General features: G+C 68.7%; 15 protein-coding genes. 8 read left to right on the forward strand and 7 right to left on the reverse strand.

Annotated elements, in window-relative coordinates; genetic code table 11:
- Positions 1-45: 45 nt before the first annotated feature.
- Positions 46-1605 carry a DUF1996 domain-containing protein gene (locus OG496_RS18650; RefSeq protein WP_405971646.1) on the forward strand — a complete coding sequence of 520 codons (1560 nt, stop codon included), beginning with the start codon at positions 46-48 and terminating at the stop codon, positions 1603-1605.
- 130 nt (positions 1606-1735) lie between these two features.
- Here OG496_RS18650 and OG496_RS18655 read toward each other — a convergent pair whose 3' ends face one another.
- Positions 1736-2137: a hypothetical protein gene (locus OG496_RS18655; RefSeq protein WP_366491291.1), complete on the reverse strand. Its 402-nt coding sequence runs from the start codon at positions 2135-2137 to the stop codon at positions 1736-1738.
- Positions 2138-2279: 142 nt separating this feature from the next.
- On the opposite strand from OG496_RS18655, the gene OG496_RS18660 reads away from it, so the two are divergent.
- The 5 genes from OG496_RS18660 to OG496_RS18680 all read left to right on the forward strand — a co-directional run bounded on the left by OG496_RS18660 (position 2280) and on the right by OG496_RS18680 (position 7533).
- Entirely contained in the window at positions 2280-2792 is a 513-nt protein-coding gene (locus OG496_RS18660; RefSeq protein WP_405971647.1) for a tetratricopeptide repeat protein, read from the forward strand.
- 61 nt (positions 2793-2853) lie between these two features.
- Positions 2854-4779: a hypothetical protein gene (locus OG496_RS18665; protein ID WP_366491289.1), complete on the forward strand. Its 1926-nt coding sequence runs from the start codon at positions 2854-2856 to the stop codon at positions 4777-4779.
- A 92-nt stretch (positions 4780-4871) separates the two neighbouring features.
- A complete protein-coding gene (locus OG496_RS18670) occupies positions 4872-5738 on the forward strand; it encodes a metal-dependent hydrolase (RefSeq protein ID WP_405971648.1) in 867 nt (288 codons plus the stop codon).
- The gene (locus tag OG496_RS18675; RefSeq protein ID WP_405971649.1) at positions 5738-6775 is read left to right on the forward strand and encodes a PDR/VanB family oxidoreductase; all 1038 of its coding nucleotides are present in this window, start codon (positions 5738-5740) and stop codon (positions 6773-6775) included. Before OG496_RS18670 ends, OG496_RS18675 begins: the two co-directional genes overlap by 1 nt.
- A 68-nt stretch (positions 6776-6843) precedes the next feature.
- Positions 6844-7533 carry a TetR/AcrR family transcriptional regulator gene (locus tag OG496_RS18680; RefSeq protein WP_405971650.1) on the forward strand — a complete coding sequence of 230 codons (690 nt, stop codon included), beginning with the start codon at positions 6844-6846 and terminating at the stop codon, positions 7531-7533.
- 17 nt (positions 7534-7550) lie between these two features.
- On the opposite strand, the gene OG496_RS18685 is transcribed toward OG496_RS18680, so the two are convergent.
- The 3 genes from OG496_RS18685 to pulA all read right to left on the reverse strand — a co-directional run bounded on the left by OG496_RS18685 (position 7551) and on the right by pulA (position 15071).
- Positions 7551-7907: a 5-carboxymethyl-2-hydroxymuconate Delta-isomerase gene (locus tag OG496_RS18685; protein WP_405971651.1), complete on the reverse strand. Its 357-nt coding sequence runs from the start codon at positions 7905-7907 to the stop codon at positions 7551-7553.
- Between the two features lie 53 nt (positions 7908-7960).
- The gene (locus OG496_RS18690) at positions 7961-9580 is read right to left on the reverse strand and encodes a fused response regulator/phosphatase (protein ID WP_366491284.1); all 1620 of its coding nucleotides are present in this window, start codon (positions 9578-9580) and stop codon (positions 7961-7963) included.
- A gap of 76 nt (positions 9581-9656) precedes the next feature.
- Positions 9657-15071, reverse strand: a complete 5415-nt coding sequence (gene pulA, locus OG496_RS18695) for a pullulanase-type alpha-1,6-glucosidase (RefSeq protein WP_405971652.1) — start codon at positions 15069-15071, stop codon at positions 9657-9659.
- A 192-nt stretch (positions 15072-15263) separates the two neighbouring features.
- Between pulA and OG496_RS18700 the strand changes: the two genes are divergently transcribed.
- On the forward strand, positions 15264-17330 hold the full coding sequence (locus OG496_RS18700) for a carbohydrate-binding module family 20 domain-containing protein (RefSeq protein ID WP_405971653.1): 2067 nt from the start codon (positions 15264-15266) through the stop codon (positions 17328-17330).
- Positions 17331-17471: 141 nt separating this feature from the next.
- On the forward strand, positions 17472-18086 hold the full coding sequence (locus OG496_RS18705) for a DUF4232 domain-containing protein (protein ID WP_405971654.1): 615 nt from the start codon (positions 17472-17474) through the stop codon (positions 18084-18086).
- A gap of 61 nt (positions 18087-18147) precedes the next feature.
- Here the strand turns inward: OG496_RS18705 and OG496_RS18710 are convergent, their stop codons facing one another.
- The 3 genes from OG496_RS18710 to OG496_RS18720 form a co-directional block, all read right to left on the reverse strand.
- Positions 18148-19524 (reverse strand): alpha-amylase family protein, encoded by a 1377-nt coding sequence (locus OG496_RS18710; protein WP_405971655.1) that lies wholly within the window; start codon positions 19522-19524, stop codon positions 18148-18150.
- A 157-nt stretch (positions 19525-19681) separates the two neighbouring features.
- The gene (locus OG496_RS18715; RefSeq protein ID WP_405971656.1) at positions 19682-21361 is read right to left on the reverse strand and encodes a glycoside hydrolase family 13 protein; all 1680 of its coding nucleotides are present in this window, start codon (positions 21359-21361) and stop codon (positions 19682-19684) included.
- 218 nt (positions 21362-21579) lie between these two features.
- Complete coding sequence (locus OG496_RS18720) at positions 21580-22443, reverse strand: ABC transporter permease subunit (RefSeq protein ID WP_366491278.1); 864 nt, start codon at positions 22441-22443, stop codon at positions 21580-21582.
- Position 22444: the final 1 nt, after the last annotated feature.

The following is a 22444-nucleotide window of genomic DNA, read 5'->3' on the forward strand; positions in this document are numbered from 1 at the left end:
CCTGTCGGGCGCCTCGCTGCCCCGCAAGGAAGTCAGAGGAGTTCCATGGGACGCAATGATCGTAAACGCCGTACGCCGCTGGCCACCAAGGCCATTGCCGCATCGGCTGCCCTAGCGCTCGGTGGGGGCGGGCTGCTCTGGGCACAGATGAACGCTTCGGCGCACGAGTCCAACTCGTCGGGGCAGAACCAGACCAAGGCCGCGGCCGCCGCGGCGCAAGTCGCGACGATCGCCTGCCCGGACGTCGGCCAGCAGCTGACGAGCGTGCCTCAGAAGGCTCGTCAGGGTGTCGCCACCGAGCTGGCGAACCTGGACAAGCAGATCACCGAGGCCTACGCCCGGCTCGCCTCGACGCGTCAGGCCCAGGCGAATGACGCGAGCTTCGTGCAGAACGCGATCGTCGGCCCCCTCAAGGAGAAGCGGGCCGCGACGATCGACCGCATTCGCATCGACATCCAGCGGGTCGGCGGCACCGTCAACGCGACCGCGCTGAAGCAGCTCGCCGCCTGCACCACCCAGAACGCCACCAACACCACCACGGCAGGTCGTGGCGGCGGTCGGGGCAACGGCGGCAAGGGCGGCGGCAAGAACAACGGCGGCGGGCAGAACACCGCCGCGCCGAGTGCGAGCGCGAGCGCCAGTGCCTCCGCGGCGCCGCCCGCCAACAACGGCGGCCAGGCCGGCAACGGCCCGACGGCGGCCGACTTCGTGGACATCACGAAGGTGGCGAACAATGTGCTGGCGAAGCCGCAGAACAGCGGCCAGGCTTCGACCGGTTCGTTCACCACCAAGTGCGGTGTCAACGCGAACAAGAACCACAACACCGACAACGTCATCGTGGCGCCCGGCGTGACCAACGGCGCGCACCACGAGCACGACTACGTCGGCAACCAGAAGGTCAACGCGTTCTCCACGAACGACTCGCTGCTGGCCGCCCCCTCCAGCTGCCAGAACCAGAGTGACCTCTCGGCGTACTACTGGCCGGTCGTGCGTGTGCAGGACGGCTCGCAGGAGTTCGACGCGAACGCGGACGGCGGTGGCAAGGAAGGCAACGTCGGCAAGATCCTGACGCCGCAGTCGGCGCAGATCAAGTACGTCGGCTCGCCGGCCAGCAAGGTCGTCGCGATGCCGCAGTTCCTGCGCATCATCACCGGTGACGCCAAGACGCTCACCAACGGTCTGGCGAACGCCAACGCGCACTGGAGCTGCACCGGCTTCGAGAACAAGGTCCAGCTGACGGAGCAGTACCCGATCTGCCCGCAGGGCAGCAACGTGGTCCGCACCTTCGCGTTCCAGAGCTGCTGGGACGGCGTGAACATCGACAGCGCCAACCACCGTACGCACGTGGCCTTCGCGGACCCGGCGAGCGGCGTCTGCGGGAACGGCTTCAAGGCCATCCCGCAGCTGACGATGAGCCTGGTCTACAAGATCACGCCCCCCACCCTCCAGGCGGACGGCACCGTGAAGAACGCCTACGCGGTGGACGGATTCCCGGAGCAGCTGCACAAGCCGTCGACCGACCACGACGACTTCATCAGCGTCACCAAGAACAACCTGGCGGCGAAGATCGCCAACTGCGTCAACGCCGGCAAGAACTGCCAGTGAGCACGACTAGCAGCCGGTAGGACCCGGTAGCGCGAAGCGGGCGGTGGGTTTCTCCCACCGCCCGCTTTCGTGTGTGTCCCGGCCTAACCGGTGTCGGCCCTTTGAGGGGTGTGAACCGGGTACAGCCTTTTCAGCTGGTGTGCTTCGAGTGGTCGGTGCCGATCTCCTCGTTGCCACCGAGCGTCGTCTGCAGCTTCTTGACGATCGTGTCGGTGCCCACGGCGACCCACTTGCGGCCGACGAGGTAGAACCCGCCGTAGTCCTTCGCGTCGTTGATCCACTCGCGCTGGCCGCGGTCGGTGGCGAAGGTCGCGAGGACGAACTTGCCGTAGCTCATCTTGCAGATGGCCTGGCGGAGTTCGTCGGCGTCGGTCTGGATGTCGGGCGTGCACTTCACCTTGGCGGCCAGGCTCTCCAGGCTGCCGGTGGCCTCCGTCGGCACGGTCGCGGCCTTGGTGTCGGCACCGCACCCCACCAGCGCCAGCGCCGCCGCGGCGCCGGCCATCGCGAGCATCGGTCGGGTCAACCTCATCTGTCGTTCCTCCGGTCGTCCGGTCAACAAAAGCATGCCGCGACGCACCCCGGCGAGGGGCCGTCTCATCCGATACGGCCCCGAAGCGCCCAGCACTCAAATCCATGGTCATCGGCTGGACACGTGTGCGAGGGTGACGCCCATGGATCGAGCTGTGGATCAAGACTGGGAAAACCGCGTGACCGCCGCCTGGGCGACCTTCGACGACTACGCCGAGGAAGACGCGGCCGAGTTCCGTACCCTGATCGACGCGCTCGTCGCCGAACTGCCGGACGGAAGTCCGCTACGGCCGTTCGAACAGGCCTGCGCCTGGGACTCCACCCGGCACTCCGACAAAGCCGTCCCGCTGTACCGGGAGGCGCTCGCGCGCGGGCTGGACGGCTACAAGGGGCGCCGGGCGAAGATCCAACTCTCCAGCTCGCTGCGGAACATCGGGCAGGCGGAGGAGGGCGTCAAGCTGCTCACCCCCGAACTCGACGGCCCCTCGGACGAGTTGGACGACGCGGTCCGCGCGTGCCTCGCCCTGTGTCTGTCCAGCCTGGGCCGCGACCGCGAGGGCCTGTCCCTCGTGCTGGGCGCCCTCGCGCCCCATCTGCCGCGCTACCAGCGGTCGATGGCGAACTACGCGCGGGCACTGGTCGAGCCCGAGGACTGACCGGAGCGCCGAGTCCCCCGGGCGGCGGTGACCAACTCACCATTCGCTCGTTTTGCTGAACGTGCAGTCACAGGATGTCGCCAAGCGCCCCGCAGCTTCACCCACCGACCCGGTCGTCGATGTCGAACAGGCCGAGGCCGCGCTCGTCGAGCACTATCCACGGCTCGTCCGGCTCGCCTATCTGGTGCTCCCCCCGAGCCTCGGCCGCAACCGGCGCGTCCTGACCGCGCACGCCCTCACCCAGCGCGCCCTGCCCAGAGGCCGCGCGTCCGCGTCCGTGATCCCGGCCCAGTCGACCGGCCGCGACGTCGACCCCAGCTACGCCTTCGTCCGCCTCAACGTCGTCCGTACGGCACTGGAGGCGGGCCTCCCGCTGTCGTTCCGGGCGTGGCCCAAGCGGTCCCAGCTCCCGCCGCTGCTCCCCCAGGTGCGGGGCCTGCGGCTCTTCCCGCGCTCGGGCGGCGCCGACGAACTCGCCCTGGACCAGCGGCTGTCGGCCCTGTCCGGCCCGGCCCGCGCGGTGTACGTGCTGCGCGGCCTGGAGAAGCTGCCCGACGGCGACGTCCGCAGGGTGCTCGCGGCGGCCGGCGTAGATGCGGAGGAGGTCGACGAGGCGCTGAGCGAGGCCGACGAGGCGCCCGCGCAGTACGAACTCCTCAACTCTCCTGAGTTCGACCCCTGTTCGCTGCACGCGCGGCCCACCGACCTGATGCGCCGCCGTCAGCACGGCAAGGCCGCGCTCGCCGCCGCGGCGGCCGTCGCCGTGTGCGGGGCGCTGCTCGCGCTGCCCGGCGGCGGCTGGGGCCCGGACGGCGCCGCCGCACCCGCGTACGCGCAGAACCCGGCGTCCCAAGCCGCCCTGAACCCGGGCAGGTTGATCAGGATCGCGCCCACCGCGTGGAAGTCCTCCGCACGCGAGGACTTCTCCGTCTGGCCCGCCCGCGGCGACCTCACCGAGGACACCGCCCTGCTGCGCCGCGCCCTCGCCGTCTGGGCCCGCCCCGGCGAGTCCGTCCAGGTCTCGGCCACCCCCGGCACCCCTTCGGGCGGCCCGGCGGGCCCGCCCCAGCTCCTCTACGCCGGCACGGTCGACAACGCGCGCGTGGTGATCCTCTACGACGGTCTGCGCATCGCCCGTTACGCCGAGCCGAAGGACGGCACCAAGGGGGCCGCGCTGGACTTCGCGCGCGTCGACGGCGCGACCGGGTCCGAGGCGAACGCGGTGGTCCTGGACCGCGCCGACGGCAACGTCCGCTATCTGACGGCGCCTTGGGTGAAGAAGGCGGCCGAGCGCGACCTGCAGAAGCCGAACGCCGGCGCGCTGCCCATGACCCTCACCGACGGGATCACCTCGCCGCTGGCCAGCCCCGCGCAGGCGACCGGCGCGTGCACGTCGTGGAACGTGCTCCAGCTGACCGACGACACCGGCACCCGCCTCATGAGCGACCTCGGCGAACTGGTCCCGGCGCACCTCACCGCCGGCCGCCCCGGCTCGGTCCACGAGGTGTCCGGCGCGGCGGCCCAGCACGCCTGGGCGCCCTTCGCCTGCTCCCTCGGCGCGATGCGCTCGCTCGGCGTACGGACCGTGAACGCCTGGCAGTTCGCCCAGCAGCCGCTGCCCGACGCGAGCGGCGCGGCGGACTGGGTGTGCACCCGGGCGGAGACCTGGCAGGGCGGCGGCGAGCGGGTGCTGGCGCAGTTCCGCACGCCGGGCGGGATCTACGGCGCGGTCGCCGCGAAGGCGCAGGGCGTACCGGCGTGCGGGGCGCGCGACCCGCACGTCCTGGCCGGAGTCCTGTGGAAGTCGGCGGCGGGCCACTGGTACCTGCTGGCCGCGGGCAGCAAGGGCACGGAGGCGATCAGCGCGACGGGCGGGGTCAACGGCTCGGCGCGGGGCGGCCTGCTGGCGGTGAAGACCAAGCAGGGCGTCCAGGCCGAGCTGAAGGGCACGCTGGCCGACGGCGGCACGATCAGCGGCCTGCGCTAGCCGACCCCCACCACCACCGCTAGCTGACATCCGCGTCAACAAGTCCCGGCACAAGGCTTCCCCAGGGACTTACCCGTCAGTACATTGACGCCATGTCTAACACGCCGCTCAAGGCCCGAAAGGTGTCCTTCTCCTGGGAGGGCACCCCGCTGCACTGGGTGCCCGGCGATCCGTTCACCACGCACACGATCAACGTGCTGCATCTGCTGCTGCCCGCCGGTGAGCGGTGGTTCGTGCACGTCTACAAGCAGGTGCTGCCCCTGATCCGGGACGAACAACTGCGCGCGGACGTGATCGGGTTCATCGGCCAGGAGGCGATGCACTCCCAGGCGCACGACGAGGTCCTCCCGCACCTGAGGGAACTGGGGCTCGACCCGACGCCGTACACCGCGCAGGTCGACTGGTTCTTCGAGAAGCTGCTCGGCGACCGCACGCTGCCCCCGGGCAAGGCCCGGAAGTGGTGGCTGCTGGAGCGGGTCGCGATCATCGCGGCGATCGAGCACTACACCGCGTTCCTCGGCAACTGGGTGCTGAACGCAGAGGAGTTGGACCGGCGCGGCGCCGATCCGACCATGCTGGACCTGCTGCGCTGGCACGGCGCCGAGGAGGTCGAGCACCGGTCCGTCGCCTTCGACCTCTTCACGCACGTCGACGGCAGCTACCGGCGGCGCGCCCGGACCTGGGCGACCGCGTTCGCCGCCCTGATGTTCCTGTGGCAGCGCGGGTCCCGCTTCTTCATGGCGAACGACCCGACCCTCGTCGACGCCCACGTGAGCTTCAAGGACTTCTACGTAGCCGGGAAACGCGGCACCCTGCCCGCCACCGGGGACATGCTCAGGTCCATACCCCGCTATCTGAGCCGCGCCTACCACCCCTCGCAGGAGGGCAGCACCGAGCAGGCCGTCGCCTACCTCGCGTCCTCGCCCGCCGCGGTGGCCGCCGAGAAGAGGTCGGAGTAGTGCCGAAGCCCCTCACCGTCGCCGTCCTGGCCGGCGCCGCGCTCCTGACCCGCCGCGCGCTACGGCGCCGGGTGCGGGCCTCGCCCCTGTGGCCGCTGCCCGCGCTGGACCCGCCGATCTCCGGCCGGCCGCGCACACGGGCACTGAAGCTGACGGTCGCCGGGCGGGAGACGGTGGCCGAGGGCGTCGTACAACTGCGCCTGGAAGGGCGGGACTTGCCGCGCTGGGAGCCCGGGGCGCACATCGATCTGGTGCTGCCTTCGGGGCTGGTGCGGCAGTACTCGCTGTGCGGGGACCCGGCGGACACCTCGTCGTACACGGTCGCGACGCGGCTCGTCGAGGACGGGCGGGGCGGGTCGCGCGAGGTGCACGAACAGGTGCGGGTGGGCGCGGAGTTGGAGGTGCGGGGGCCGCGTAACAGGTTCCCGCTCGTCGACGCCGCCGCGTACGTCTTCGTCGTCGGCGGGATCGGGATCACCCCGGTGCTGCCGATGCTGCGGGCACTGCCGGAGGGTGTCAACTGGCGTCTGCTGTACGCCGGTCGGACGCGGGAGTCGATGCCGTTCCTGGCCGAGATCGAGGAACTCGGTGCGGACAGGGTGACCGTCGTGGCCGGACTGCCCGATCTGGACGGGGAGTTGGCCGACGTACCCGACGAAGCCGTCGTCTACTGCTGCGGGCCGGAGGGGCTGATGGCGGCCGTCGCGGAGCGCTTCCCGAACGTACGCCTCGAACGCTTCGCACCCCGCACCTCACCGGACGGCAACCGCGGCGACGCGGCCTTCGAGGTCGAACTCCGGCGCAGCGGGCGGACGTTGACCGTGCCCGCCGACTCCACCGTGCTCGCGGCCGTCCGCGCGGAGCTGCCGAACACCCTCTACTCCTGCGAACAGGGATTCTGCGGGACCTGCCAACAGCGGGTGCTGGAAGGGGAAGTGGAGCATCGGGACGAGTTGCTGACCGACTCGGAGCGGGCCGACTCGATGTTGATCTGCGTGTCACGGGCCCGAAGTGAGCGTCTGGTGCTGGATTTGTGATGAGGTGATGTGAACAACCCTGTCGGTCCGGTCCGTTCGGGGCCGGAACGGATCGGTAAGGTGTTCGCATGAGTACCCGGGTTCGCCGCAGGATGGGAGTCGAGGAACGGCGACAGCAGTTGATCGGCGTCGCTCTCGACCTGTTCAGCCATCGCTCGCCCGACGAGGTCTCCATCGACGAGATAGCCGCGGCCGCGGGCATTTCCCGGCCGCTGGTCTACCACTACTTTCCCGGCAAACTCAGCCTGTACGAGGCCGCGTTGCAGCGCGCCTCGGACGATCTCGCCGGGCGGTTCGTGGTCGCCGAGGAGGGTTCGCTGGGGGGACGGCTGCTGCGGGTGATGGGCCGGTTCTTCGACTTCGTGGACGACCACGGGCCCGGTTTCGCGGCGCTGATGCGCGGCGGTCCGGCGGTCGGCTCGTCCACCACCAACGCGTTGGTCGACGGGGTGCGGCAGGCCGCGTATCTCCAGATCCTGTCCCACATGAAGGTCGAACAGCCGCCCGCCCGGCTGGAGTTGATGATTCGCTCCTGGATCTCGCTGGTCGAGTCGACGGCCCTGATCTGGCTGGACGGCAGGCGCATCCCGCGCGCCGATCTGGAACGCCAACTCGTGCACGACTTCGGGGCGTTGGCGGCGGTGAGCGCGGCGTACGACGACGAACTGGCCGCGCTGCTGCGGGAGTCCCTCCGGAACGAGCCGGGCGACGGGCCGTTCACCGACCTCGTCGTCCGGCTGATCGCGCTCGCGTCCTAGCGCGCCCCCAACAGGCCTTAGCGCTCGAACTTCCGGTAGGACGCGTCCAGTTCGCGCACCTCGGCCGAGGCGTGCAGGACGGAGCCGTCCTCGTCGACGTACTCGCGGAGGAGGTCCAGGACCTTCTCGGTCAGCTTGGCCTTGGTCTCCTCGCTGCGTCCGGCGAGCAGGCCGAGGGTGACGTGGACGACGGTGTGTCCCAGCTCGTCGAGACCCTCGTACCCGAAGGCCGTGTACTCGCTCGGGCGGAACTGCGTCTTGCACGCCTCCGGTTTCGCGGCCGCGATCTCGACGACCGCCTCGTGCAGCGCACGGGCGAAACCGTCCTGGTCGAAGGAGATCGTGTGGGAGTGGTCGACGGTGATCTGCGGCATCAGGCGCTCCTGTTTCTCAGCCAACAACGGGCTCACCCTAGCTCCCCACGGGCTCACCCCAGCCGTAGCGCCAGCATCGCGATGTCGTCGTCCCGGTCGACACCGAAGCAGTCGAGCAGGGTGTCGCACAGGGCATCCAGGCCGGGCAGCGCGCCGGAGGCGGCCGCGCGGAGGTGTTCCATCGACACGGAGATGTCCGTGCCCCGGGTCTCGATGAGGCCGTCGGTGATCATGAGGAGCCGGTCGGTGGGTTCGAGGAACAGCTCCGTGGGCGGCGGATGACGCAGGCCCACGCCGAGCAGCGGGCCGGCCGCCTTGGCGTAGTCCGCGCTGCCGTTGTCCCGGATGATCAGCGGCGGGATGTGGCCCGCGTTGGCGATGAGGGTGCGCCCGGTGTCCGGGTCGACGAGGGCCAGGCAGACGGTGACCGTGGTCTCCGGGTGGTAGTGCTGGAGCATCCGGTCCAGCCGCTCGGCGAGGACGCTCGGGTCGCTCTCGTCGACGCAGTAGGCGCGCAGGGCGTGCCGTATCTCCACCATGACGGTGGCCGCCTCCAGCGAGTGCCCGACGACGTCGCCGACGGCGAACAGCACTCCTCCGGCGACCTTCAGGACGGCGTAGAAGTCGCCGCCGATCTCGGTGTCCTGGGACGCGGGCACGTACCGTACGGCCGCGTCGACGCCCGGGAGTTCGGGCAGCCGGTCCGGCGTGGGCAGGAAGCTGCGCTGGAGGGTGAGGGCGACATGCCGCTCGACCTGGTACATGAGGAGCGGTTCGGCGGCGAGCGCGGTGGCCTGCGCGAGCTGCGCGAGCAGGGCGCCGGCCTCGGGGCCCACCCGCCGCAGCCCGCGGGTGGGGGCGGCGAGGCAGACCGGGGCCCGGCCCTCGTGGGTGAGGACCAGCGCGAGGCGGGCGTCGTGTTCCACGCCGGGCCGGAAGAACCCGGTGGGCCACAGGGGCGCGGGCACCGTGGTGATCTGCACCCCGGACTGCCCCTGCGAGAGCCGCCGCAGCAGCCGGGCCACGGTCCGGTCGGCGTCCTCGCCCGGCAGCGCGACCGCGGTGCGGTCCCGGGGCAGGCCGCGGTACAGCTGGTCGTCCCGGTCGAGGACGAACACGGCGGCGGGGGTGCCGGTGAGCCGCGCGGTGCCGTCGGCGGCGACGTCGACGAGCTCCTGGAGGGAGCGCGCCGCCTGGATGGTGACGATCATCTCCGACAGCAGGGTCAGCCGTCGTACGAGCGCCTGGTCGTCGGCGCGCAGCCGGGCGGCGCGGACCGCGGACCGGACCGCGGCCTCGATCTCCTCGGGCTCCGCGGGCACCGTCAGAAAGGCCTCGTCGCCCGCGTCGAGCGCCTGGCAGCGGTCGCTCGGGGGCGTGGCGAGGGCCGAGACGTGCACCACCGGCAGGCCCGCCATGCGCGGCCGCTCCTTGAGCAGCCGGCACAGTTCGAACCCGCTCATGTCCGGCAGGTGCACGTCGATCAGGGCCACGTCGGGCAGGTTCCCCTTGCGCAGCCGCACATCGAGTTCGTCGAGCGCCTCGGCGCCGCTGCCGACCGCGAGGACCCGATGCCCCGCGCGGCTCAGCACACTCTCGACCGCGAACCGGCTCGCCGGCTCGTCGTCCACGACCAGTACGGTCGCGTGCGTCAGTTTGCCGTTGACGTCCATTTCTCAGACCTGGCCCTTTGACACACCGGTGGGGCAGGCCGGTGTCCACAGCCTGCCCCACTACGGTAATGCGCTTTCAGGGTGTCCGGGTGAATACCGCCACAGTGCGTCCCGGAACGGCGAAGGTGCCCGAAACCTTCGCGTACGACGCCGACTTCACGGTGGCGTCCGCACCGGCCGCCTGCACCGGGTGCAGCCGGTAACCGGTACCCGCGAGGGAGCCCACCTTCTGCTCCTGCGCGCTCGGCGTCGCGTTGAACACGACCACCAGATCACCGAGTTCCATGGTGATCACCCCGGGCGTCTCGTCCTTCCCGGACAGCGGGAAGGCCAGCTTCGCCTGCACCTGCCCGGCCGTCCCGAGCGAGAACACGGGCTCGGTCGTACGGATCTTCAGCAGATCCTGGTACGCGGCCGAGGCCCCGTCGATCTGCCCGCAGCCCACCTTGACCGACGTCAACAGGCCTTTCGCGTACGGCCACTTGGACGCGTTGTCGGCCGCCATCGGCAGCCCCCGCCCGAAGCCGTTGCCGTCCGCGCAGTTCCAGTGGATCGCGTTGAACCAGTCACCGCTGTCGAACGAGTTGCGGTCCAGGGACTTGGAGCGCAGCAGATCGGTACCGGCCTGAGAGAGGGACGGTCCCTGCGAGAGGGTCGCCGTGGCCATCGCGAGGACCTGCATCCGGGCCCGGTCGGAAGCACTCGTCGTGGCGGGCAACTTGTAGGTCAGCGCGTCGAACAGCGACTCGTTGTCGTGCGCGTCGACATAGGCGAGGGCGTCACCGGGCGCGTCCGCGTAGCCGGCGGGAGCGCCGTTGTAGTCGATCTCGGCGCCGGTGACGTCCTTCCCGTCGGTGTCGGTGAACCGGTACGCGGCGAGGTTGCCGCTCAGGCCGACCTTGATGAGGTCCTGGTAGTGCAGGAGACGGACCTTCTGCTCGGCCGAAGTACCGTTCGCCGTAGAGGAGTTGGGGTCGGTGTAGAGCCCGGAGGCGAAGCCCTGCACCCCCGGGTCCTCGTCGAAGGGGCTGCCGCCGCGTACGGCGTCACGGGCCCGGTCGGAGAAGGTCGCGATGCCGGTGCCGGCCATGTTCTTCTGCGTGGCCTGCACGAAACGGGCGTCGTCGGCGACCTCGCCGAAGTTCCAGCCCTCGCCGTACATGATGATCTTCTTGCCGTCGACACCGTCCTTCGCGAGGGTCAGCGCGTCCAACGCCTTGCGTACGGCGAGGATGTTGGCCTTCGGCTGGTGCCCCATGAGGTCGAAGCGGAAGCCGTCGACCTTGTACTCCTTGGCCCAGGTGACCACGGAGTCGACGACCAGCTTGCCCATCATGGCGTTCTCGGTGGCCGTGTTGGCACAGCAGGTGGAGTTCGCCACGCTGCCGTCGGCGAGGAGGCGCTGGTAGTAGCCGGGCACGATCTTGTCCAGGACCGAGTAGTCCGCCTGCCCGCTGGCCGCCGTGTGGTTGTAGACCACGTCCATGACGACCCGGAGCCCGTCCTCGTTCAACGACTTGACCATCTTCCGGAACTCGACGGTACGACCGGTGCCGTCCGGGTCAGTGGCGTACGAACCCTCGGGAACCGTGAAGTGGTAAGGGTCGTAACCCCAGTTGTAGGCGTCCTTCGCGGCGACGGCCGCCACGCATTCCTGCTGCTTCTCCGAGTCGGCGGCGTAGGAGGCGAGATCGCAGTCGGTGGTCGACTGCTCGGACTTCTTCTCCGGGATGGTGGCGATGTCGAAGGCCGGCAGCAGATGCACGTACGACGTCCCGGACTTGGCCAGCTCGCGCAGATGCTTCGAGCCGTCGCTGTTCTTGTCCGTGAAGGCGAGATACGTACCCCGGTCGGCGGCCGGGACCGTCTTGTCGTCAACCGAGTAGTCCCGGATGTGCAGTTCCTGGATCTCGGCGTCCTTCAGCGCCACCGCCTTCGGCTTCTTCAGGGTCGACCAGCCGCTCGGGGCAAGGGACTTGTCGGCGAGGTCGACGACGAGGCTGCGCTTCGAGTCGGTGGTGAGGGCGACCGAGTAGGGGTCGGTGACCTCGTTGGTGACGAGCTTCTGGACGGTCGGCGCCCACACCTTCACGACGTACCGGTACGGCTTGTTCTTCCAGGAGGCGGGACCGGTGACGGACCAGACGCCGGTGGTGGCGTCACGGCTCATCTTCTTCAGCGAGCCGTCCAAGTCGAGCTGGACGGACTGCGCGGTCGGCGCCCAAACGGCCAGCGTGGGAAGGCCGTTGTGGAAGGTCGGGCCGAGGTCGGCCTTGGTCGCGGTGTCGTACAGGTCGTCGAGAACTCCGGCGATCTGCACGCCGGTGGCCGCCAACACCGCGCCGTTCACGGCCCGTTGGGAGGCGATGAGCTGCCCGTTCAAGGCTTCTCTTACGCGGCCTCGGTCACGTGGGTCGACGGACCAGGCCGAATAGTCCTTCAGGTAGGGGAACTTGGCCTTCTGTGCGTCGGTGAGCGTGGTCTTGGACAGCCGCAGCCACCGCTCGTCGTCACTCGTCAGCGTGCCGTCCTTCACGGCGATCGAACCGTCGTGGGAGTACACGAGCTGGGTGGAGGCAGCCGCGTCCGAGCCGTTCCAGGCGACCGTGTTCCGGTCGACCCAGACCGCCTTGGAGGTGGTCAGGTCGAGGGCGGCCGCGCTCCCGGCGGGCTGCGGCAGGAGGTACTTCTCCTGGCCGTTCAACAGCCACACCTCGTTGCCGTTGGTCTTGATGTCCAGCGACTGGTCGGCGGAGAGGTCCTTCTCGTCGCCCTTGTGGATGATGTAACTGAGGCTGGTGGCACCGGAGTTGAGCGGTACCTCGAAGACAGCGCCATACGCGTCAGTCTTCACCGGCTGCAGCGGGCTCGACCAGTCCGTGGGGCTCGCGGCACCCGTCCAGACGTGCAGCCCCCAGCCGGTGTAGTCGCCATCGGCACGGTGGTAGTGGATGAGGGCCTTGGTGGTGTCCTGCGCCGGGTAGTCGGGCCGCTGTGTCTGTACGGCTTCCTTGCCCTGCTCGACCCACACCTCGCCGGTCTGCGTGACGTCGATCGAACGGTCGGCGGAGACGTCCTTGTTGCCGTCCTTGTCGATCACCAGAAAGCTGACGTTCGTCGCGCCGGGCTTCAACTTGACGTAGGCGAAGGCGCCGTAGGCGTCCCGGCCGACGAAGGGGTGACTGGCCGGCCAGGTCGTCGCCTCGCCGTCGGCGAGGTCGCCCCAGGCGTAGAGGCCCCAGTTGTCGTAGTCGCCGTCGGTGCGCTTGTAGTGGACGATCGCGTAGTCGCGCGAGGAGGCGGTGGGGACCTCTTCGGCGGGCGGGGTGCCGGTGGTGGAGACGGCCGTCGCGCTCGCCGTGCGTCCGGTCGAGTCGACCACAACTGCCTTGTAGCGCAGGGCGGTTCCGGCCGGTACGTCCTTCCCGATGGCCTGCGTGACCTTGTACGGGGCGTGGTCGGCGGAGCCCAACGTCTGCCACTTGCCGTTGCCTGTCTGGGCGGCGAAGACGACCCGGTTGAGCTGACCGCCGGTGACGTCGGCGCTCAGCTCGACGGTGCCGGTGGCTCCGGAGTCCGGGGTCTTGAGGGTGAGCGTGGGGTTGGTGACGGGCTTGGCGAGAGTGCCGACCGCCTTGAGGACGATCGCAGCACCGGCGGGGACGGTGACGGTGACCTTGTTGTCGGCGCCGCTCGTCGCAGTGGCCGAAGTGCCGTAGATCCCCCGGTACTTCATGTCCGGCGAACCGGTCGCGAAGGTCACCGTCTTCGCGGTGTCGGCGTTGTTGAGGGCGACGACGTATTCGTTTGTAGACGATCCCGTGCCCGTCCGCGTGAAGGCATAGACACCGGCGCCGTCGGCCGCGTAACGCTCGGTCTGTACGCCGTCCGTGAGAGCCGGGTTGTCCTTGCGGAGCTTGGAGAGGGCCGCGATCTCCTTGTACAGCGGGGCAGTTGAGTCGTACGAGTCACTGGCGGCGGTCCGGTCGGTGCCGATCTCGTCGTCATCGAGATAGTCGGCGACCTTCGACGCGAACATCGTCTGGCGGGCGTCCTTGTCGCCGCCGGAGCCGGTGAAGCCCTGTTCGTCGCCGTAGTAGACGACGGGGTTGCCGCGGCTGAGGAACATCAGCTCGTTGGCGAGCCTGTCCTTGGCGAGGAGTTGGGCGTCGGTGGCCTTCGGGTTGTCCTGGTCGAGGAAGTAGCCGATGCGGCCCATGTCGTGGTTGCCGAGGAAGGTGACCTGCTCGTACGCGTTCGCCTTGTCGGTCGTGTACTTGTAGTCGTCGCCGAAGACACTCGCGAGCTTCTGTGCGCTGCCTCCCTGGGAGGCGTAGGCGCGGGCCGCGTCCTGGAAGGGGAAGTCGAGCGTGGCGTCGAGGCGGCCCTGGGTGACGTACGGCGAAGTGATGGACGTGTCGGCGGAGTAGACCTCGCCGAACATGAAGAAGTTCTTCCGGCCGTGCTGCGCCGCGTACTTGTCGAGCGCGGTGGCCCACTGGGTCCAGAAGTCCATGTCGACGTGCTTGACGGTGTCGATGCGGAAGCCGTCGACGTCGAAGTCGCGGACCCACTTCTCGTAGATCTTCTCCATGCCGCTGACGACCTCGGGGCGTTCGGTCCACAGGTCGTCGAGGCCGGAGAAGTCACCGTAGGTGGCGTTCTCTCCGACGTACGTCGAGTCGCCCCGATTGTGGTACATCGTCGGGTCGTTGAGCCAGGACGGGACCTTCACGTTCGCCTTGTCGGCGGGGACGGTCGGGGTCTTCGGGAAGGACGCGGTGGTGACGGCGGGGAAGGTCTTCTTGCCGTCCGCGTAGTCGGCGTCGTCGAAGGGCTGCCCGTCCTTGGTCAGGTACGGGAACGCACCCTTGGAGAGGTAGTCGTAGGACTTGCCCTCGTAGTCGACGACGTCGGCGGTGTGGTTGGTGATGACGTCGAAGAAGACCTTCATTCCCTTGGCGTGGGCCTTGGAGATGAGGGTCGCCAGGTCCTTGTTGGTGCCGAAGTGCGGGTCGACCTGGGTGAAGTCCGTTATCCAGTAACCGTGATAGCCGGCGGAGGCGTCGCTCCCCGTGCCCTGGACAGGCTGGTTCTTGAAGATCGGGGCCATCCAGATGGCGGTGGTGCCTAGGCCCTTGATGTAGTCGAGCTTCTTTGCCAGGCCCTTGAGGTCGCCGCCCTGGTAGAAGCCCTTGTCGGTGGGGTCGTAGCCGGTGCTGAGGCGTGAACCGGTAAGCCCGCCTTGGTCGTTGGAGGTGTCGCCGTTGGCGAACCGGTCCGGCATCACGAAGTAGAACTGCTCGCGGGTGTCGTCGTGCCGGGCGGGCGTCGCGGCCAGCTTGGCGTCCGACGGGGGTGCGGGCGGGGTCGCGGCGTGGGCGGCGAGGGGTTGGACGAACGCCGCGAGGAGCGCGGCGGCGACGACGCCCGTGATCCTTCTCCGTCGCTCGGTGCGGCGCGTACGGGGCGCCGGCCATCTCGGTATCACAGGCGTGAACTCCTTGCGATTACGGCTCAGTTCGGGTCCGACCCCGGCGAGACCGTATCGCCGACGCAAGGGTTGCAGCAAGAGGCCTGAAAGTCACAGAAAGAACTTTCAGCCGCAACCTTGACGTGCCCTTCTCAACTGGCCCACGCTCACCAGTTGTTGAACGCCGAATCCTCTCTTCCGGAGCCGCAGATGAGCAGATACGGACCAGCACGGCGCATGGCGAGCGCCGTCGCCGCCGGCGCCCTCGCCCTGGCGGGCGTGATCGCCCTGCCCGCCGCCACCGCCCACGCCGACACCTCCGCCAAGGGCGATGTCATCGCCAACCTCTGGGAATGGAACTGGGACTCCATCACCTCGGAGTGCACGAACGTACTGGGCCCGGCCGGTTACGGCGCGGTCCAGGTGGCGCCGCCCGCCGAGTCGCTGAAGCAGACCAACTACTACTGGTGGGACGTCTACCAGCCGTACTCGTACAACCTGAACAGCCGCTTCGGTACGGCGGCGCAGTTCGCGAGCATGGTGTCCGCGTGCCACACGGCGGGCGTCAAGGTCTACACGGACGCGGTGGTCAACCACACCGCCGCGCAGACCGGCACCGGCTACAACGGCACCACGATCACCAGCAAGTACGACACCCCGGACTGGGACCCCGGCGACTACCACACCTCGGCGGACTGCCCCACCTCCGACCTGACCATCCAGGACTACTCGAACCTCACCCAGGTCCAGAACTGCGAACTCCTGGGCCTGCCCGACCTGAAGACCGGCTCGGACTCGGTCCGCGCGGGCATCGCGAACTTCCTGAACAAGCAACTCGCCCTGGGCGTCGACGGGTTCCGGGTCGACGCGGCCAAGCACATCCCCGAGACCGACATGGCCGCGATCGAGGGCAAGCTGACGAACACGACGGCGGGTTCGGCACCGTACGTCTTCCAGGAGATCTACCCGGGCTCGACCCCGCAGCCCAGCGACTACTACGCCTCCGGTGACGTCCTCGACTTCACCTACGCGAGCAAGATGAAGTCGGCGTTCCAGGGCAACGTGAGCGACCTGTCGTCCCTGGAGAGCAGCGGCATTCTCCCGGCCGCCAACTCGGTGTCCTTCGTGACGAACCACGACACCGAACGCAACGGCCTCCACATGAGCTACAAGGACGGCGACACCTACAAGCTCGCCAACCTCTTCCAGCTCGCCTACAAGTGGTCCACCCCGACGGTGTACGCCAGCTGGGAGTGGACGCAGAGCGACCAGGCCCCGCCGAACTCGTCCGGGTTCGTCACCAACACCGACTGCTCCAGCGGCAGTTGGTACTGCCTCGACCGTGACACCGGGGTCGTCGGCATGGTGGCCTGGCACAACGCGGTGGACACGGCGGCCGTCTCCAACTGGCAGACCAAGTCGTCGAGCGTGATCGGCTTCGGCCGGAGCGGAGCGGGCTTCTTCGCGCTCAACAACGGTTCCTCGGCGGCGACTTACAGCTTCACGACGGGCATGGCCGACGGGACGTACAAGAACGTCATCGACGGCGGCGCCTCGACCGTCACCGTCTCCGGCGGCAGCGCGTCCCTCACCGTCCCGGCGAAGAGCGCGATCGCCTTCTACAACTCCTCCTACACCTGCACGGTCGGCTGCGACGACACCGGCGGCGGCGGTTCGTCCGGTTCCACGGTGACCGCCACCTTCGACGAGTACGCGGCCACGACGTCCGGTACGAGCGTCTACGTCGTCGGCTCCATCGACGCGCTGGGCGGCTGGGACACCTCGAAGGCGGTCGCGCTGTCGTCGTCCGGGTACCCGGTCTGGTCCGGGGCGGTGAGCGTGCCGACCAACACGTCCTTCACCTTCAAGTACATCAAGAAGGACGCGTCCGGCAACGTCACCTGGGAGTCGAACGCCAACAGGTCGGCTACAACGGCCAGTTCGGCGGTCACGCTCAACAACTCCTGGAACGTGGCCGACACGGATGCCACCGACGTCACCTTCAACGAGTACGCGACCACCGACTACGGCACGAACGTCTACGTCACCGGCTCCATCGCCTCGCTCGGCTCCTGGAACACGAGCGACGCGATCCCGCTGTCGTCGGCGTCCTACCCGACGTGGAGCAAGCTCGTCATCGTCCCCAAGAGCACGGCCTTCACGTACAAGTACATCAAGAAGGACAGCTCCGGGAACGTGACCTGGGAGTCCGGCACGAACCGCTCGTACACGACGGGCACCTCGTCCGGCTACACGGCGAGTGACACCTGGAAATAGGTCCTTCCGCGATTCCCTCCGACTTCCTCCGATCTTCTGCGAACAAAACCGCCGTACCGCGCATCGAACCTTGTGTACGGCACCAGAAGGACGGTGCGGGCCGCAGACCACGGCCCGCACCGCGGAGCAGGAGTGGGGAACATGACCGTGAACGAAGTCCAGAACACCACCGACCAGGCCGGCACCGCCAAGCACCGGCGCCGCGCCGACCGCAAGCTCGGGCGGACGATGATCGGCCTGGGCGCCGTCGTCGGTCTGGGGCTCGCGGCCTGGGCGGGTACCGCGAACGCCGCGACCTCCAGCGGTACGGCCACGGCGAAGGCCACGCCGACCTGCTCCGCCGCCGCGCTGAAGGCGACCTACGGTCAGCAGCTCGCCGGTGGCATGAACCACGAGGGTGTCGTCATCAGGCTGCGCAACCTCAGCGGCACGACCTGCGCGCTGCGCGGCTACCCCGGCCTGGGCCTGGAGAACTCCGCCCACAAGAAGCTCACGACCCACACCACCTGGGGCAACACCTGGTACGCGCACAACCCCGGGAAGAAGACCCTCACCCTCAAGGACGGCGAGAGCGCCGAGGCCGTCGTCGCCTGGACCCACGCCAACACCGGCACGTCGGGCGCGGTGCACGCCGCCTACCTGGAGATCACCCCGCCCGCCTCCACCCAGCACAAGACCCTGGCCCTCCCCCAGTGGGTCGACCACGGCGACCTCGCCGTGACGGCCCTGGCGAAGCACATCACCGTCAACTCCTGATCCCCCACGGGCCGGACGGCGGCGACGTCCACCCTCACGCCGCCGCCGTCCAACACCGGGATCAGCAGCTCGACTTGCCCGAGTAGATCGCCAACGCCGTGTTGCTGCCCAGCGTCGCCGTGAACTGCCCGCTGGAGTTCACGGTCACCGACGTGTTGTTCTGGACGTTGCAGTACGCACCCGCCGCCATCGACGTCTGGTACGTCTGCGTCACCGACGACGACTCGTGGTTGATGGCGACGTAGCCCTTGCTGCCGCGGCCGAAGGCGATCGCGTCGTTGCCGTCGTCCCACCAGTTGGTGAGGGACTGGCCGCTCGTGGCGTTGCGGAAGGCGACCATGGACTTGATCTCCGGCCAGGCGTGCTGGCACTTCCAGCCGTCCTGCCAACAGGCCGTCACCGAGCCGCCGTTGGGCGGGCCGGCGTCCGCGTCCGACCACTCGTAGCCGGAGTTGATGTCCGGGGCGCCGTAGGGGTAGGCGAGCATGAAGACGTTGGCCAGCGTGTAGTTGGCGCCGTCCTTGTAGTTCAACGTGCTGCCGTTGCGCTCCGTGTCGTGGTTGTCGACGAAGACCGCCGCCACCGAGCTGCTCATGTAGCCCCAGCCCTCGCCGTAGTTCTTCAGGTAGGCGAGGTTCTCGTTGTTGAAGACCCGCTTGAGGTCGTAGGCGTAGCGGAACTCCTGGACGTCGCCGTTGCCGGTGTACTCGGTGGGCTGGACGGCCTCGCCGGCGCCGTAGATGACCTCCTGCTTCCAGTACGCGGAGGGGTTGCTCAGGCGGGACTTGATGTTCGCGAGGTCGGTCGCCGGGATGTGCTTGGCCGCGTCGATGCGGAAGCCGTCGGCGCCGTAGCCGAGGAGGGTGTTCATGTAGCCGGCGATGGTGGCGCGGACGTACTCCTCGCCGGTGTCCAGGTCGGCCAGGCCGACGAGTTCGCAGTTCTGGACGTTGGCGCGGTTGGTGTAGTCGCTGACCGTGGATGTGCAGTCGTCCATGTCGTACGAGGAGTACAGGCCGGGGTAGTTGTACTTCGTGTACGACGAACCGCCGGTGCCGGTGCCGCTGCCCGCCGACATGTGGTTGATGACCGTGTCGACGACGACCTTCACGCCCGCCGCGTGACACGTGTTGATCATGCTCTGGAAGGCCGTCGCGTCGCCGAGCCGGCCCGCGATCTTGTAACTCACCGGCTGGTACGACGTCCACCACTGCGAGCCCTGTATGTGCTCGGCGGGCGGCGAGACCTGGACGTAGCCGTAGCCGGCGGGGCCGAGGGTGTTGGTGCACTCCTTGGCGACGGAGGCGAAGTTCCACTCGAAGAGGACGGCGGTGACGTCCTTGGTGCCGGGTGGGGAGGCATGTGCGGTGCCGGGCACCAGGAGGGCCGTCGCGGCGGCGAGGGCGAATGCTCCTGCAAGTGATCTGCTGTTGGCCATGTGGGGTTCCTTCTCCGTTGAAGGTTCTTGACAGCTCTTGCTGAAACACCGTGGAAACCTTGCAGTCGCCCAGATGTTAGAGGCCCGCCGCCCAAAAGGGCAGCGGGCCGTGTGAAGTTGCTGCAAGAACTTCCCCTGGCGCAGCGGTGGTTGGTGGTTACGGTGTGGTGGTCCACCAGACCGTCGTGTCGGCCGGCAGCTTCGCCTCGCCGGCCACCTCGGTCACCTCACCGCTCGCGAGCAGGAGACGACCGTACGCCGATGTCGTCACCGACTCCCCGCTGGTGTTCGCGACACACACGAACTCCCCACGCCGGAAGGCGAGTACACCCTCGGGCGCCCGCAGCCACTCCACCGAGTCACCCGCGCCGAGGTCCGGCTGGGTGCGGCGCGCGGCGAGCGCGGCCCGGTACAGCTCCAGCGTCGAACCGGCCGTCCCGGTCTGCGCCTCGATGCTCAACTCGCCCCAGTCGTCCGGCTGCGGCAGCCAACTCCCGCCGTTTCCAAAGCCGTACGACGATCCGTCACGCGTCCACGGAATCGGCACCCGGCACCCGTCCCGGAAGCCGTCCTGGCCCGCGCCCCTGAAGTACGCGGGGTCCTGGCGGACTTCGTCCGGGAGGTCGACGACGTCCGGCAGGCCGAGCTCCTCGCCCTGGTAGATGTACGCCGATCCGGGCAGCGCCAGCATGAGCAGTGTCGCGGCGCGGGCCCTGCGCAGGCCCAGCTCCCTGTCCCCCGCCAGCCGGATCTGGGTGCCGAGGCCGGGCGGGTTGGCGAAGCGGGTGGCGTGCCGGGTGACGTCGTGGTTGGAGAGGACCCAGGTGGCGGGGGCGCCTACCGGGCGCATGGCCTCCAGGGTGCGGTCGATGACCGTACGGAGCTCTTCGGCGTCCCAATCGGTCGACAGGTACTGGAAGTTGAAGGCCTGGTGGAGTTCGTCCGGGCGGACGTAGTTGGCCGTCCGCTCCACCGTGGGCGTCCATGCCTCGGCGACGAAGATGCGCTCGCCCGCGTACTCGTCGAGGACCGTGCGCCACTGGCGGTACACGTCGTGCACGCCGTCCTGGTCGAAGAACGGCATGACATCGTTGCCCAGGAGCTTGAGCTGTTCGTGGGAGCCGAGGTCGGGCAGGCCCTCCGCCTTGACGAGGCCGTGGGCCACGTCGATGCGGAAGCCGTCGACCCCGATGTCGAGCCAGAAGCGGAGGATCGAGCGGAACTCGTCGCCCACCGCCGGGTGTTCCCAGTTGAAGTCGGGCTGCTCCGGCGCGAAGAGGTGCAGGTACCACTCCCCCGCCGAGCCGTCCGGTTCGGTGACCCTCGTCCACGCCGGGCCGCCGAAGATGGACTCCCAGTCGTTGGGCGGGAGTTCGCCGTTCTCACCCTTGCCGGGGCGGAAGTGGTAGCGCTCCCGCGACGGCGAGCCGGGACCCTCCCTCAACGCCCGCTTGAACCACTCGTGTTGGTCCGAGGAGTGGTTCGGGACGAGGTCGACGATGATGCGCAGGCCGAGTCCATGGGCGTCGCGGATCAGCGCGTCGGCGTCGAGCAGGTTCCCGAACATCGGGTCCACGGCACGGTAGTCGGCGACGTCGTAGCCTGCGTCCGCCTGCGGTGAGGCGTAGAACGGGCTGAGCCAGACGGCGTCGATCCCGAGGTCACGCAGATACGGGAGGCGGGCGCGGACGCCCTCCAGGTCGCCCATGCCGTCGCCGTTGCTGTCGGCGAAACTGCGGGGGTAGACCTGGTAGATCACCGCGTCTCTCCACCAGTCGCTGCGCTTGGCTGCGGCGGGGATCGGTGCCGGGGCGGTGGCGGAGTGCTGCTGGGTCATGGCGTCCTTGGTACGTAACGGGGTTCGGATCATGGGGAGTTGGTGACGAGGCGACCGCGGTGATAGCGGGGTCGGATGACCACCACGGCCGCCTCGGGTCTAAGGGGGGTTTGGGAGGCAGCGCCCCCAAAGGGGCGCGGGGCTGTATCGATATGCGGCTCCGCCGCGTGGGCGCGACCAGCCACAACGGCCCCGCAGACAACAACGAACCCGCCGTTCTAGCCCTTCGTGCCACCCGCGGTAAGGCCGGTGACCAGGTTCTTCTGCACGAGATAGAAGAACGCAGCAACCGGTATCGCGATCAACACCGCCGTCGCAGCCATCAGGTTGCGCTGCGCGTCGTGCTCGCTCACGAACGTCTGCAACCCGACCGCGAACGTGTACTTCGTGTCGGACAGCATGAACGTCGAGGCGAACGCGACCTCGCCGAAGGCCGTGAGGAAGCTGTAGAACGCGGCGACCGCCAGGCCCGGCTTGGCGAGCGGCAGGATCAGTCGCAGGAACGTGCCGAAGGGGTTCAGCCCGTCGACGCGTCCGGCCTCGTCGATCTCGAACGGGATCGTGTCGAAGTAGCCCTTGAGCAGCCAGGCGCAGTAGGGCACGGCGGTCGAGCAGTAGACGAGGATGAGACCAAGGTAGCTGTCGATGAGCTGCAGATCGGCCAGAATCTGGTACATCGGCACGATGAGTACCGCTATCGGGAACATCTGGGTGACCAGCAGCACCCACATGAACTTCCGGTAGCCGGGGAAGCGCATGCGCGAGACCGCGTAGCCGGTGCTGGCGGCGATGGTCACGCCGATGACCGTGGTGCCGAGCGAGACGATCAGCGAGCTCTTCAACCAGTCGAAGAATCCGGTGTGTTGGAGGACGAACGAGTAGTTGTCGAACGTCATCTTCTTCCAGATGCCGCCCGGGTGGAGATAGTCGTCCGAGTCCGGGCCGAGGGAGAGGAAGACCAGCCAGGCGATCGGGAAGAGCGCGATCAGGCTCGCGATGATCAGGATGCCGTGCGAGCCGAGGGAGCCGGCGCGGCTCAACTCGCCCCGGCGGCGGGTCCGTTCGGGTGTCGTGGTGCTCATG

Source organism: Streptomyces sp. NBC_00988, assembly GCF_045162645.1.
GTDB lineage: Bacteria > Actinomycetota > Actinomycetes > Streptomycetales > Streptomycetaceae > Streptomyces.